Raw genomic sequence first — 12966 nt, forward strand, 5'->3', positions numbered from 1 at the left:
GGGGTTCCTTTCGACGGAGGGGAACGAAGGTCGGGGGAGGCCGGCACGAGCGTCTCGCGCATCGCCACCGAGGCGGCCACACCGGCCAGCAGGATGAGGGTGGTCAGCAGGAAGGCGGCCTCGAACGACAGCGCGTCGGCGATCGCGCCCGCCGCCACGGGGCCGATGATGGCGCCCACGTCGGACGACATGTTGAACCACGCGACGTTCCTGGCCGGGCTGCGGCCGCTGATGTCGGCCAGCACGGAGGCCGGCGCCGCCGACAGCCCGCCGCCGGCCACCCCGAGCAGCAGCATGGAGGCGACGAACACCGCCTGCCCGGACGGCACGCACAGCAGCGCCAGGCCGACGCTGCCGGTCAGGCCGGCCACGATCATCGGCGGCCGTCTGCCCCGGGCGTCGCTCCAGCGGCCGAACAGCCCGACGAAGGCCACCTGCGCGGCGGCCGTGCCGAGCATCGCCAGGCCGACGAAGGTGCCGCTGCCGCCCAGCTCGTGGGTGGCGAACATCGGGATGACCGAGTTGCGCATCCCGTAGAACAGCCAGCCGATGCCGAAGCCGGAGACGAGCGCCGCCACGAGGGCGCGGACGTACACGCCGCGGGGGACCGGCGGCGGCGCCGGTGGCTCCGTGGTCGGCGCGCCGCCCGCCTCACTGCCGGTCGCGGCGGTCTCCGGCACCTGGGAGCCGAACATGAGACGGGAGAGCGCGGCGGCGGCGAACAGCGCCAGCCCGTAGAAGACGAAGGGGAAGCGCGGGTCCACGTCGGCCAGCACGCCGCCGACCGCGGGCCCGGCGATGGCCCCGAGCATGAAACCGGTCTGGAACGTGCTCATCGCGCTGCCCCGCGCGTCCGGCGGCGCCAGGCGCATCACCAGCGACATCGCCGCGATGGTGAACGCCGAGCTGCCGATCCCGCCGATCGCCCGCAGGGCGATGAGCAGGGTGAAGTCCGGCGCCAGCGCGGCGAGCAGCATGGTCGCGCCTTGCAGCCACAGGCCCCATTCGAGCACCCGGGGCTCGCCGAAGCGCTGCACGAACCGGCTGTTGGCGACGGCGCTCGCCAGCCGGACCACCGCGAACGCGCTGATCGCCGCGCCCACGGCGGCGTTCCCCGCGCCGAACTCCTCCGCCAGCAGCGGCAGGGCGGGCCCGACCACCCCGAAGCCGAGCGCGACCACGAAGGAAATGAGCGTGCACACGCGCAGGTCGGCGGGCAGCGCCAGGAAACGCTTCACCACACGGCCATCCAGAAGTCCTTAAGGGAGGTTTGGAGCCAAGCCGGAATCATCTGCAGCTAAAGACAACAGGTTCTCTTTGGTAAGCGAGTCGAAGGTCAGCGAGCCGTTGTCAAGCGGAGGAAGCTCTTGCCCGGCTACCCGTAACGTGTTCTACTTACCGCAACCGGGGCCGGGACGCCTCCCGGCCGGGCCCGTCGAGCGTGTCCCCGAGGAACGAGGAACCATGCCCATCGACGCATCACTGGTCGGACGTACGAGCGAACCGATCACCAGGACCTGGACCTCCGCCGACGCGCTGCTCTACGCGCTCGCGGTCGGCGCCGGCCAGGAGGACCCGCTGACCGAGCTGCAGTTCACCACCGAGAACACCGAGGGCCTGCCGCAGCAGGTGCTGCCGACGTTCTGCAACGTCGCGATGGGCGGGGGCGTCGCCCTTCCCGGCGATCTCGACCTCACCAAGATGCTCCACGCGGAGCAGGCGTTCGAGCTGATGGACACGATCCCGCCCGACGGCGAGGCCGAGGCCACCGGGGAGATCGTCGGCGTGTACGACAAGGGCTCCGGCGCGCTCGTCGTCAGCGAGTCGGTGGCGCGCGACAGCGCCGGCGGGCCGCTCGCCAAGATCCGTACCTCGCTGTTCTTCCGCGGGTACGGCGGCTTCGGCGGCGAGCGGGGCACGGGCGTGACGTGGGAGCGGCCGACCGGCGCTCCCGACCACGTCGTCACCTACGCCACCCGGCCCGACCAGGCGCTGCTCTACCGGCTGACCGGCGACCGCAACCCGCTGCACTCCGATCCGTCGTTCAGCGGCCGGGGCGGCTTCCCCCGCCCGATCCTGCACGGCATGTGCACCTACGGCTTCACCGGCCGGGCCCTGCTGCACGCGGTCGCCGGGTCCGATCCGAAGCGGTTCCGCGCCATGTCCGGCCGTTTCACCAAACCGATCTTCCCGGGTCAGACCCTCACGGTGTCGATCTGGACCGACGGCTCCGACGTGCGGTTCCAGACCACGGACGACACCGGCGCCGTGGTGATCGACCACGGGACCGCGGTCATCGTCTGACCGCGCGGACGTTCTCCCTCCTCAGGAAGGCATGTCATGGGATCCCTCGACGGCAGAGTCGCGATCGTCACCGGCGCGGGCCGCGGCATCGGCGCGTCCATCAGCCGGATGTTCGCCGAGCAGGGCGCCAGGCTCGTGCTCAACGACCTCGGCGCCCACCCGGACGGCACCGGCGGCGACGCCGGCCCCGCCCAGGAGATCGCCGAGCAGATCAAGGGCCTCGGCGGCGAGGCCGTCTCCGACCCCGGCGACGTCGCCGACACCGCGACCGGCCGCCGCCTCGTCGACCTGGCCATCGGGAACTACGGCCGGCTCGACGTCGTGGTCAACGTCGCCGGCATCCTCCGCGACCGGATGATCTTCAACCTGCCCGACGAGGACTGGGACGCCGTCATCCGCGTCCACCTGCGCGGCCACTACAGCACCATCAAGCCCGCCGCCGCCTACTGGCGTGAGCAGCGCAACCCGGACGGCCACTACCGGATCATCAACTTCACCTCCGACTCCGCCCTGCAGGGCTCGCCGGGTCAGCCGAACTACGCCGCCGCGAAGATGGGCATCATCGGCCTGACCGCCTCCCTCGCCAACGGCCTGGCCCGCTACGGCGTGACGGCCAACGCCATCGCCCCCGGCGCGGCCACCCGCCTGACCGCCACCGTGCCGGGCGACAAGCAGCTCGGCGAGCACCCGGCCGACGAGCAGGTCATGTCGCCCGACAACATCGCGCCGATCGTCACCTACCTCGCCGGCACCGAGTCGGACTGGCTGTCGGGCCGCACCATCGGCGCCTCCGGCTACGAGGTGCGGCTCTGGAACACCCCCGAGGTCGTCGAGACCGTCAGCTCCGACGGCCCGTGGGACCTCGACGACCTCGCGGCCAAGGTCGCGAAGTCGTTCCGCCCCAAGGCCGACGGCCTGCCTCCGTCGATCTTCATGGCGCAGCTCCCCAAGTGAGCGCCGCCGCGGGGGCGTGACGCACGGCGGCCCACCCGTACTGCTCAGCGCGCGACCAGTGCTTCGACGGGGACGGTCATTTCCACTTCATGCCGACAGGGGAGGGACGTTCGATGTCCTCTACCACGCAATCGACCACGAAACCCATCGGCTTCTACCAGATCGCCGCCGCCGATCCCGGCCGGCCGGCGATCATCGACCCGGACGGGACGGTGCTCACCTTCGGGGAGCTGCTGGCCCGGGTCAACCGCGTCTCCCGCGCGTTGTACGCCCATGGCCTGACGGCCGGCGACACCGTGGCGGTGGCGGTGCACAACGGGCACGAGTACCTCGAGGTGATGCTCGCCACCGGGCAGGTCGGCATGTTCTTCGTGCCGGTGAACTGGCATCTGACGCCGTCGGAGATGCTCTACATCATCCACGACTCGGAGTCCAAGATGGTGATCGTGGACGCCGAGCAGGCGGCCACGCTGCCGCTGGACGAACTGCCGGAGCACCGGTTCGTCATCGGCGGCGCGGTGGAGGGCTGGCGGCCCTACTCCGAGCTGGGCGCGGGCGAGTCCTCCGAGACGCCGCCGAACCGCCGCTTCGGCAGCGTGATGGGCTACACCTCGGGCACCACGGGCAACCCCAAGGGCGTGCGCTCCACCGTGTTCCCCGAAGGCGAGCCCGAACCGGTGATCGAGTCGGTGTACGCGGGGCTGGCCACCCGCTACGAGGTCACCGTCGACAAGGGTGTGCACCTGGTCTGCTCGCCGATCTACCACGCGGCTCCGAGCGGCCACTCCTATGCGTTCCTGCACCTGGGGCACACCGTGGTGATCATGGGCAAGTTCGACGCGGAAGGGGTGCTGCAGGCGATCGAACGGCACCGGGTGACCAGCCTCCACATGGTCCCCACGCACTTCAGCCGGATGCTGCGCCTGCCGGAGGAGGTCCGTGCCAAGTACGACCTGTCCAGCCTGGAGGCGGTGATCCACGCGGGCGCGCCGTGCCCCGTGCCGGTCAAGCAGCAGATGATCGAGTGGCTCGGGCCGGTGCTGTGGGAGTACCTCGCCTCCACCGAGGGCGGCGTGTCCCTGGTGGGCTCGGAGGAGTGGCTGACCAAACCGGGCACGGTGGGGCGGCCCCAGCCGAACGCCATCGTCAAGATCCTCGACGAGGAGGGAAAGGAGGTGCCCACCGGGCAGCCGGGCACCATCTACTTCGGCGTTCCCGGGGTGGGCCCGACCTTCGAGTACCACAACGCCCCGGAGAAGACGGCCGCGACCCGGCGGGCGGGGCTGGCCACGGTCGGCGACTACGGGTACTTCGACGAGGACGGCTACGTCTTCCTGCTGGACCGGCGGACCGACCTGATCATCTCGGGCGGCGTGAACATCTACCCGGCCGAGATCGAGCAGGCGCTCATCACCCACCCCGCGGTGGCGGACGTCGCGGTGATCGGCGTTCCCGACCCCGACTGGGGGCAGAACGTGCTGGCGGTCGTCCAGCCGGCCGCGGACGCCGTGCCCGGCGACGAGCTGGCCGACGACCTGCGCGCGCACTGCGCCGGTCAGCTGGCCTCGTTCAAGATCCCGCGCCGGTTCGAGTTCCGGTCCGACTTCCCCCGTACCGAGACGGGCAAGCTGCAGCGCCGCAAGCTGCGCGACATCTACGCCGGCCCGGCCGCGTCCTGACCGGCGTCACGAGACGGCGACGGGGCGGCCAGGCGGGACCGGTCGTTCCGCCGCCCACCAACGAGGAGGAGTGGCCGTGAAGGTCAGCGTGCATCTCGGCGCGGGGCCCCCGGCGGACGTCGCCGCGTCCGCCCGGCGGGCCGAGGAGGCCGGCTTCGACACCGTCACCAGCGCCGAAGTCGACCACGACCCGTTCCTGCCGCTGGCGCTGGCCGCCGCGGCGACCGGCCGGGTGCGCCTGGCGACCGGCATAGCGGTCGCCTTCGCGCGCACCCCGATGACGATGGCGTACGTCGCCAACGACCTGCAGGCGCTCTCCGGAGGGCGTTTCGTGCTCGGGCTCGGCACCCAGACCAAGCCGCACATCACCCGGCGGTTCGGCATGACCTGGGGCAGACCTGCGGCGCAGATGCGCGAGTACCTCACCGCCCTGCGCGCGATCTGGGACGACTGGAACACCGGCCACGAGCTGCGCCACCACGGCGAGTACTACCGGCACACCCTCATGACGGCCAACTTCCGGCCTGCGCCGCACGGGCACGGCGATCCGCCGATCCACCTCGCCGCGGTCGGCCCGGTCATGACGCGGCTCGCCGGCGAGCTGGCCGACGGGCTGATCCCGCACGGCTTCAGCACCGAGCGGTACTTCCGGGAGGTCACCCTCCCGGCCCTGGAGGAGGGGCTGGAGCGCGCCGGGCGCGACCGGTCGGCGGTGACCGTGCACTGCCCCGGCATGGTGCAGGTCCTGGGGCCGGGCGACGACGTCGAGCGGCGGCGGCAGGCGATGCGCGCCCAGATCGCCTTCTACGGCTCCACCCCCGCCTACCGCGGGGTGCTCGCCCTGCACGGCCGGCAGGACCTGCACGAACGGCTGCACGCGCTGTCCGTCCGGCCCGAGGCCGACCGCTGGGCGCGCATGGCCGACCTCGTCGACGACGAGGTGCTGGACACGTTCTGCGTGAGCGGGACACTGACGGAGGTGTCGGCGGAACTGTCCCGCCGGTACGGCGGGCTCGTCGACCAGGTCCACCTCCAGCCGCCGGCCGGCATGCCCGCGGAGGAGATCCGCGCCGCGCTGGAGTCGCTGCGCGCCCCGGCGCCCTCGTAGAAAGGAGCAGCCCGCGTGTCCGACAACCCCGACGTGCTGGTCGAACGCGACGGAAACGGCATCGTGACCGTCACGCTCAACCGGCCGACGAGCAGGAACAGCGTGCCGCGTTCGAGCTGGACCACCCTCACCGAGGTGTTCGGCGAGATCGCCGGCCGCGGCGACGATCGCGTGGTCGTGCTCACCGGCGCCGGCGGCGACTTCTGCTCCGGCGCCGACCTGCGCGGACAGGACCCGGCCGAGTCGCCGCGCCGCGCGATGCAGGTCGTCAACGCGGCGCTCTTCGCCCTGCGCGACCTGCCCCTGCCCACCATCGCCGCGGTCTCCGGCGTCGCGGTCGGCGCCGGCTTCAACATGGCGCTCGCCTGCGACCTGGCCATCGCCGACGAGACCGCGCGGTTCTCGCAGATCTTCGCCAAGCGGGGGCTCTCGGTGGACTTCGGCGGGAGCTGGTTCCTCACCCACATGGTGGGCCTGCACCGGGCGAAGGAGCTGGCCTTCTTCGGCCGGATGTACTCCGCCCACGAGATCCACGCCATGGGCCTGCTCAACAGGGTCGTCGCGCCCGGGGAGGCGCTCGGGCAGGCGTACGCGTGGGCGCGCGAGCTGGCGGGCCTGGCGCCGCTGCCGCTGTCGCAGACCAAGGAGATGCTCAACCTGGCCGCCTCGTCGGGCTTCCACGAGAGCGCCCTGCGCGAGGCGACCGCCCAGAACCTCAACGGCACCACCGAGGACACCCGCGAGGCCGTCCGCGCGTTCCTCGAGAAACGCGACCCGGTCTTCCGCGGCCGCTAGCCGCGCACCCGGCGCTCCACGCCGGTGGCCGCGGAGCCGGTGTTCCGCGGCCGCCGGCCGGCTATCGGCGGGTCGGGACGGTCCCCTCCTTGGACCCGGCGCCGGCGTCGGCGGCCAGGTCGGTGACCCTGATGCCGAGCTCGGGCACGACCGGCTCGCGCTCGGCCGCCTCCAGCACCTCGGGCGCTTCCCACGACGTCGTCCCGTCGCCGCGGAAGGCGAGCAGCCGCAGGCCAGGGGCGGCGCCCGGGTCGGCCGTGAGCAGCAGCTCCGCCCCGCTGCGCCAGGCGAAGACGGACACGCCGGGCGCGGGCGATGACTCCACGCCGCCGAGGATGTCGCACAGCACCGTACGCGCCCGGTCCCAGCCGGCCACCCGCCCGGCGACCACGGGCAGCGCGGCGCGCGGGCCCTCGGGCGTCGGCCAGGGCGGCGACGGGTGCGCCCCCGGCATGTCGCCGGCGATGTCCTTCGGCGATCCCGCCGCCTGGGCCACCTGCACGAGGAAGCCCAGCCCGGTGTCCTTCGGGTGCAGGAAGCCCTCCTGCCAGTACGCGTTCGCCAGGTTGACCAGGATCGGCTCGAACCCGTGCGCCCGCGCCGCCTCCAGGGTGGCCCTGATGTCACGCACCTTGAAGGTGATGTGGTGCGGCAGCGCCGCCGCCTGCCTGCCGTCGAGGAAGCGGCGGACGAACGACCCCGGATCGGCGCCGGGCTCCAGCAGCTCCACCCGCATGCCGTCGGCGTACTCGATCTGCGCCGGGCAGAAGACGGGCTGCACGTAGCCGCTGTCCCACCGGCCGCCGAAGCGCCCGGCGAGCACCGGCCCGGCCTGGTGCCAGCGCCGCACCGCGAGCGCCACATGGTCGAGGGAGTATGCCGTCATGAGTCACCTTTCCGCACGCTCTTGGTCGTCCTCGCCGCGCTCCCGGTAGCCCACGGCCGACAGCACGAAGTCCACGGTCTCCTGGACGTACTTGTCCTTGCGCTCCAGCAGGGTGGGCATCTGGCTGGTCGGCGTCGACAGGAAATGGTTGGTGAGGATCCCGGCGACCGCGTCGAGCACGAGCGCGGGGGAGGTGCCGGGCGGCAGCTCGCCCCGCTCGATGGCGGCGAGCACGATGGCGCGCCCCCTGCGGATGCGCTCGCGCTGGAACGCCTCCAGCGCCTGCCCGAACAGCTCGGGATAGACCCTCGACTCGACCTGGGCCCGCAGGTAGATCAGCCCGTGCGGCTCCAGGTAGCCGTCGAGGATGTCGGTGGCCATCCGGAGCAGGTTGGTGCGCAGGGAGGCCGACTCGATCTCCTGGGGCGGCTCCGCCCCCCAGCTGACCAGGGCGTCGGCGATCAGCTTCTCCTTGCTGCCCCACCGGGTGTAGAGCGCCGCCTTGCCGACGCGGGCCCGGCGGGCCACCGCGTCGAGGGTGAATCCGGCCCAGCCGACCTCTCCGTACAGCTCCAGGGCGGCGGCGTGCACGCGCGCCTCCAGGCCGGGGTCGGGCGGGCGGCCTCGTCCACTCACAGGCCATAGTGTGCCAGAAACGTTGATCATGGTTCGCGGGAAACGGTCATCCGGGCGGCGGCCGGCGCCCGCGCGCCCGGCCCGGGGCGGCGGGGCAGGAACGCGGCCAGCAGCACGCCCACCACCCCCGCGCAGACCGCGATCAGCAGCGCGAGCTCCAGACCGCCGCGCGTGGGCAGCACCGCGGAGCCCAGCGGCATGCTGTGCGCGGCCAGGACGGCGCTGATCACCGCGCTGGCCGAGGCCGTGCCGATGGAGCGCATGAGAGAGTTGAGGCCGTTGGCCGCGGCCGTCTCCGACGCCGGCACCGAGCCCATGATGGAGGCGGGCATGGCGGCGTAGCCCAGGCCCGCGCCCGAGGAGACGACGGTCGCGGCGAGCACGAGGTGCCAGACCTCGTCCATCAGGAAGACCGCGCAGGTGTAGCCGGCGACCGTGAGGAGACCGCCGCACATGAGCGTCACCTTGGGGCCGCGGGCGGCGGTGAGCCGGGCCGACACCGGCGAGAGCACGATCATCATGCCGCCGCCCACGGCCATGCAGAGCCCGGCCTGCAGCAGCGAGAGCTCCAGCCCGTAGCCGGAGGCGGCCGGCGCCTGGAGCACCTGGGGGAAGACCAGGCCCGTGGCGAACATGGCGAAGCCGAACGCGATCGACGCCAGGTTGGTGAGCAGCACCTGGCGCCGCACGGTCGTGCGCAGGTCGACCAGCGGATCGGCGATCCTCAGCTGGACGAAGCCCCAGACGAGGAGGATCACCGCCGCCGCGGCGAACAGGCCCAGGGTGAGCGGGCTCGTCCAGCCCCAGCTGCCGCCCTTGCTGATGGGCAGCAGCAGGCAGAGCAGGCCCGCCGACAGCCCGGCCGCGCCCAGGACGTCGAAGCGTCCCCCCGAGCGCACCGGCGAGCCGGGCACGATCGTGAGGGTGAGGACCAGGCCCGTCGCGCCCATGGCGGCGGAGACCAGGAAGAGCATGTGCCAGTCGGCGTACTGCGCGACGAAGGCGCCGAGCGGCAGCCCGGCCGCGCCGCCCGCGCCCAGGGTGGCGCTCATCAGCGCCATGGCCGAGCCGAGCCGTTCGGGCGGCAGCAGGTCGCGCATGATGCTGATGCCGAGCGGGATCACGCCGACCGCGCAGCCCTGGAGCGCCCGCCCGAACACGACGACGGGCAGCAGGCTGGACAGGGAGCAGATCAGCGAGCCGGCGATCATCACCGACAGGCTGATCACGATCATGCGCCGCTTGCCGTACATGTCGCCCAGCCGCCCGCTCACGGGGGTGAACACGGCCGAGGCCAGCAGTGTCGCGGTGATCGCCCAGGAGGCGTCGTCCGGCGAGGCCGACAGCAGCCGGGGCAGGTCGGGGATGATCGGCACGACCAGGGTGAACATGACGGAGACGACCATGCCGCTGAAGGCCAGCGCGGCGGTCACCACTCCCGATCTGGGGCCGGTCAGGGGCGTCGCCACCGTCCTCCTTCTGCCGAGGGTGCTCCGCCACTCTAAACAGACAAAGTTTGTCTGTAAATAGGTTGAGCAGGTGAGGAGCCAGGTTTCCGGCGTCGAACGGCCCCTTGACACCACCCGGGGAGCTGTTTAGCGTCATTTGCAGACAGGTGTCGTCCAAATTAAATCCGTCGCACCACCTCGCTGATCGAAGGGCCGACACCGGCATCGGACCACCTGGGCGACCGCCGGAGGGCGGCAGGTCTGGAGAAAAGCATGTCTCGTCGACTCCCGCACCACACGGAGCATCAAGCGCCAGGCCCTGACGGGGACAGGGCCGTCATGACGGGGCCCGCGGCGTCGCGCTGACCCCGCCGAGCCCCACCCGGACGGCGGCGCCGTCGCCGTCCCCCACCCGTGGTCCCGGCCATCCGTACGACACGCAGGGCACGCGCGAGCGCGCCCGCGTTCCGTCGTGCCTCCGAACCGGACGCACCACCACGGGGCACGTGCGCGACCCGCGCGCCGGCCCCGCCTCATGTCCGCACGCCCGCAGGCGCGCGGCCGGCACGTTCTCTTCAAGGAGCCCCCCACCATGGTCAGCGAGCGCGTCCCCCCGCAGAGCGAACCGGCACTTCCGAGCGCCGAGGCGGTGTCCGCTCCGCCGCGGCCCTCCAGGTTCGTCGCCTGGACCATCACCCTCATGCTGCTCGGCAGCACCCTCATCGCCTATCTGGACAAGGCGATCCTGGGGCTGGTCGCCCAGGACGTGATGGCCGACCTCGGGCTGACGGCCGCCCAGTTCGGCGCCATCAGCACCGCCGCGGGGATCCTCGGCCCGGTCGCCGCCCTGCTCTTCGCCACCGTGGCCGACCGCCTGCCGCTCAAGGGCACGCTGCTCGTCCTCGTCCTGGTGTGGTCGCTGCTCCAGCTGCCCATCTTCTTCTTCGCCTCGGCCGGGCTGCTCATCGTGACCCGGATCCTGCTCGGCGCGGGTGAGGCCCCCGCCGGCTCGGTGATGCACTCGGCGGCCTACTCGTGGTGGCCGAACGAGCGGCGTGGCCTGCCCGCGGCGCTGCTCACCACCGGCGCCTCGTTCGGCAAGCTGATCTTCGCGCCGATCCTCGTCGTCATCATCGCCGCGTTCGGCTGGCAGTCCGGGTTCCTCAGCGTGGCGATCATGGGCTTCGTCTGGTGCGTCGCCTGGGCGTTCATCGGCAAGGTCGGCCCCTACGCCGACCAGCTGCCCACCCGCGCCAGGGCCACCGAGGGCGCCGAGACGCCCGACGACCCGACGGCCGGCAAGCGGGCGCCGCTGGGCTCCATCGTCTTCACCGGCACCTTCGTCGGCTACGTGGTGCTCTCCGCCGCGGTCGCCATGATCGTGGGCATCGTGATGACCTGGCTGCCCTCGTACTTCGAGGCCGGGCTGGGCTTCTCCGCCGTGACGGCCGGCTCGCTGTTCGGCGTGCCGAGCATCACTTCGGTGATCTTCCTGTTCCTGTACGGCGCGCTCGGCGACAGGGCGCTGAAGAACGGCGCCTCGGCCCGCGTGGTGCGCACGCTCATCGGCGGCGGCCTGGCGGCGGCCGGCGGCCTGTGCCTGATGACCCTGCCGCTCGCCTCGGGCGTGGCGGTCCCCATGGCGCTGCTCATGCTCGGCTACGGCCTGTCGACGAGCATCTACGCCATCGTCAACCCGACCCTCGCGCAGATCGTCCCGCCCGCCCAGCGCACCGGCATGCTGACGCTCGGCCTGGCCCTGGCCGGCCTGATCGCCGTCGCCGGGCCGACCCTCGCGGGCGTCGTGCTCGACGCCGCCGCCGCGGCGGGCGCCCCGCCGGCGGAGGGCTACACGCAGGTGTTCATGCTGTCGGGCATCATCGTGCTCGTCGGCGGCGTGCTCTTCGCCCTGCTCGCCAACCCCGAGCGGGACGCCCTGAAGGTGGAGGCCGCCCGCGCCGCCTTCGCGGCGGACAAGAGCTGACACCCCGCAGAAGTACGCGCGGCACCCGGCCCCCTCACCCGATGGCCTGCGCGGACAGCACCTTGCTGCGCTCGTACCCCACCGGCCCGCCCGCCCCGGCGACCACTACTGCCGGGCCGTCCGGGCCGGTGGCTTCCGGGTCCTGCTCTCCAGTCTTCTGGATGAGCACGTCCCGGAGTCGCTGCCGGCAGAGGTCGGCTCGACCCGGGAGGTGCGGTGGGTCAGCAAGGCCGACGATCGCAGGGAGAACGATGGCGAACACAAGCGCGATGAACAGATCGGCGCTCAGGGGCAGGCCCGTGACCGTACCCGGTACGGATCTCCTGATCAGGGGAGGGGGTCCACGCTTCGACGACGCCACCGACACACGCCTCCGCGTCACGCGCACACCCACTCGCTGATCGCATGTACCATGTTATCATGGTAACAGTTGAGCGCACTCAGACGGGACTGCGGCTCGAGAAGAACGTGCTCAAGGTGCTCAAGGGACTGGCCGAGTACCTGGACGTCTCGCTCGGTGACCTGGTGGAGGGCATCGTGCTGCACTCCTTCGACGGCAAGGTGCCTTTCACGCCCGAAACCCTGGCCAAGATCGAACAACTCAAGGCCGTGTACGGCTTGACGCTGACGTCCGCCGACGCGCACCGGCTGACCGAGCGATGAGCGGCGCACAGTACACGCTCGCCGGACGGCTGGCGGTCGCGCTGCCGCCCGAGGCGGCGTTCACGTTGTTCACGCCGCGCGGCGAGGAGCTATGGGTGGCCGGGTGGCGGCCCCGTTTCCGGATGAGGACCAGCGATGACTCCGCCCCCGGCACGGTCTTCGAGACCGGCGCGCACGACGAGCTGACCATCTGGGTGGTGGTCGCGCGCGAGCCTGGACGGCGCGTCTCGTACACCAGGGCAACGCCCGGCTCCCGGGCCGGAACCGTCACCGTCGAGGTGGACGAGGACGGGCAGGGCGGCAGCACGGTACAGGTCACCTACGAACTGACCGCGCTCACACCGGAGGGCCAGGAGCCTCTACGCGAGTTCGCCGAGAGCTATCGGGACTTCCTGCGGTCATGGGAGGTGGACATCGCCCACCATCTCAGGTCCCGGCCGCCGGCCGCGGCCGCCCAGTCGTTCATCGAAGGCGGCTGACAGTCGCTGGTCGGTGGTTCGAGCGGGGGG

General features: G+C 72.1%; 13 protein-coding genes. 8 read left to right on the forward strand and 5 right to left on the reverse strand.

Features of this window, described 5'->3' with window-relative positions:
- Positions 1-1241, reverse strand: a 1241-nt coding sequence (locus C1J01_RS23460) for an MFS transporter (protein ID WP_111181133.1), incomplete at its 3' end; no start/stop codon positions are given.
- Between the two features lie 223 nt (positions 1242-1464).
- On the opposite strand from C1J01_RS23460, the gene C1J01_RS23465 reads away from it, so the two are divergent.
- The 5 genes from C1J01_RS23465 to C1J01_RS23485 all read left to right on the forward strand — a co-directional run bounded on the left by C1J01_RS23465 (position 1465) and on the right by C1J01_RS23485 (position 6840).
- Positions 1465-2304 carry a MaoC family dehydratase gene (locus tag C1J01_RS23465; RefSeq protein WP_111181134.1) on the forward strand — a complete coding sequence of 280 codons (840 nt, stop codon included), beginning with the start codon at positions 1465-1467 and terminating at the stop codon, positions 2302-2304.
- Positions 2305-2340: 36 nt separating this feature from the next.
- Positions 2341-3258 (forward strand): SDR family NAD(P)-dependent oxidoreductase, encoded by a 918-nt coding sequence (locus C1J01_RS23470; protein ID WP_111181135.1) that lies wholly within the window; start codon positions 2341-2343, stop codon positions 3256-3258.
- A gap of 113 nt (positions 3259-3371) precedes the next feature.
- Positions 3372-4937, forward strand: coding sequence for an AMP-binding protein (locus tag C1J01_RS23475; RefSeq protein ID WP_111181136.1), 1566 nt, complete (start codon positions 3372-3374; stop codon positions 4935-4937).
- 76 nt (positions 4938-5013) lie between these two features.
- Positions 5014-6045 (forward strand): TIGR03617 family F420-dependent LLM class oxidoreductase, encoded by a 1032-nt coding sequence (locus C1J01_RS23480; RefSeq protein ID WP_235854613.1) that lies wholly within the window; start codon positions 5014-5016, stop codon positions 6043-6045.
- A 15-nt stretch (positions 6046-6060) separates the two neighbouring features.
- Complete coding sequence (locus tag C1J01_RS23485; RefSeq protein WP_111181137.1) at positions 6061-6840, forward strand: enoyl-CoA hydratase/isomerase family protein; 780 nt, start codon at positions 6061-6063, stop codon at positions 6838-6840.
- Positions 6841-6901: 61 nt separating this feature from the next.
- Here the strand turns inward: C1J01_RS23485 and C1J01_RS23490 are convergent, their stop codons facing one another.
- Genes C1J01_RS23490 through C1J01_RS23500 form a run of 3 tightly spaced genes read right to left on the reverse strand, consistent with a single transcriptional unit; the run spans position 6902 to position 9831 of the window.
- Positions 6902-7726 (reverse strand): VOC family protein, encoded by an 825-nt coding sequence (locus C1J01_RS23490; protein ID WP_111181138.1) that lies wholly within the window; start codon positions 7724-7726, stop codon positions 6902-6904.
- Positions 7727-7729: 3 nt separating this feature from the next.
- Positions 7730-8362: a TetR/AcrR family transcriptional regulator gene (locus C1J01_RS23495; protein ID WP_181448925.1), complete on the reverse strand. Its 633-nt coding sequence runs from the start codon at positions 8360-8362 to the stop codon at positions 7730-7732.
- A gap of 26 nt (positions 8363-8388) precedes the next feature.
- Entirely contained in the window at positions 8389-9831 is a 1443-nt protein-coding gene (locus tag C1J01_RS23500) for an MFS transporter (protein WP_235854614.1), read from the reverse strand.
- 571 nt (positions 9832-10402) lie between these two features.
- Between C1J01_RS23500 and C1J01_RS23505 the strand changes: the two genes are divergently transcribed.
- Positions 10403-11794: an MFS transporter gene (locus C1J01_RS23505; RefSeq protein WP_111181140.1), complete on the forward strand. Its 1392-nt coding sequence runs from the start codon at positions 10403-10405 to the stop codon at positions 11792-11794.
- Between the two features lie 34 nt (positions 11795-11828).
- Here the strand turns inward: C1J01_RS23505 and C1J01_RS53165 are convergent, their stop codons facing one another.
- A complete protein-coding gene (locus tag C1J01_RS53165) occupies positions 11829-11963 on the reverse strand; it encodes a hypothetical protein (protein WP_268958739.1) in 135 nt (44 codons plus the stop codon).
- Positions 11964-12214: 251 nt separating this feature from the next.
- On the opposite strand from C1J01_RS53165, the gene C1J01_RS23515 reads away from it, so the two are divergent.
- Both C1J01_RS23515 and C1J01_RS23520 read left to right on the forward strand, forming a co-directional pair.
- Positions 12215-12457 (forward strand): hypothetical protein, encoded by a 243-nt coding sequence (locus C1J01_RS23515; RefSeq protein ID WP_111181142.1) that lies wholly within the window; start codon positions 12215-12217, stop codon positions 12455-12457.
- Positions 12454-12936, forward strand: coding sequence for an SRPBCC family protein (locus C1J01_RS23520; RefSeq protein WP_111181143.1), 483 nt, complete (start codon positions 12454-12456; stop codon positions 12934-12936). The genes C1J01_RS23515 and C1J01_RS23520 overlap by 4 nt, the downstream gene beginning before the upstream one ends.
- Positions 12937-12966: the final 30 nt, after the last annotated feature.

This window comes from Nonomuraea aridisoli, assembly GCF_003236395.1.
GTDB lineage: Bacteria > Actinomycetota > Actinomycetes > Streptosporangiales > Streptosporangiaceae > Nonomuraea > Nonomuraea aridisoli.

Bases quoted from the DNA above. Each gene is read 5' to 3' on its own strand.
- C1J01_RS23465 (WP_111181134.1), top strand. From the start codon at position 1,465: ATGCCCATCGACGCATCACTGGTCGGACGTACGAGCGAACCGATCACC.
- C1J01_RS23470 (WP_111181135.1), top strand. From the start codon at position 2,341: ATGGGATCCCTCGACGGCAGAGTCGCGATCGTCACCGGCGCGGGCCGC.
- C1J01_RS23475 (WP_111181136.1), top strand. From the start codon at position 3,372: ATGTCCTCTACCACGCAATCGACCACGAAACCCATCGGCTTCTACCAG.
- C1J01_RS23490 (WP_111181138.1), bottom strand. From the start codon at position 7,726: ATGACGGCATACTCCCTCGACCATGTGGCGCTCGCGGTGCGGCGCTGG.
- C1J01_RS23505 (WP_111181140.1), top strand. From the start codon at position 10,403: ATGGTCAGCGAGCGCGTCCCCCCGCAGAGCGAACCGGCACTTCCGAGC.
- C1J01_RS23515 (WP_111181142.1), top strand. From the start codon at position 12,215: ATGGTAACAGTTGAGCGCACTCAGACGGGACTGCGGCTCGAGAAGAAC.
- C1J01_RS23520 (WP_111181143.1), top strand. From the start codon at position 12,454: ATGAGCGGCGCACAGTACACGCTCGCCGGACGGCTGGCGGTCGCGCTG.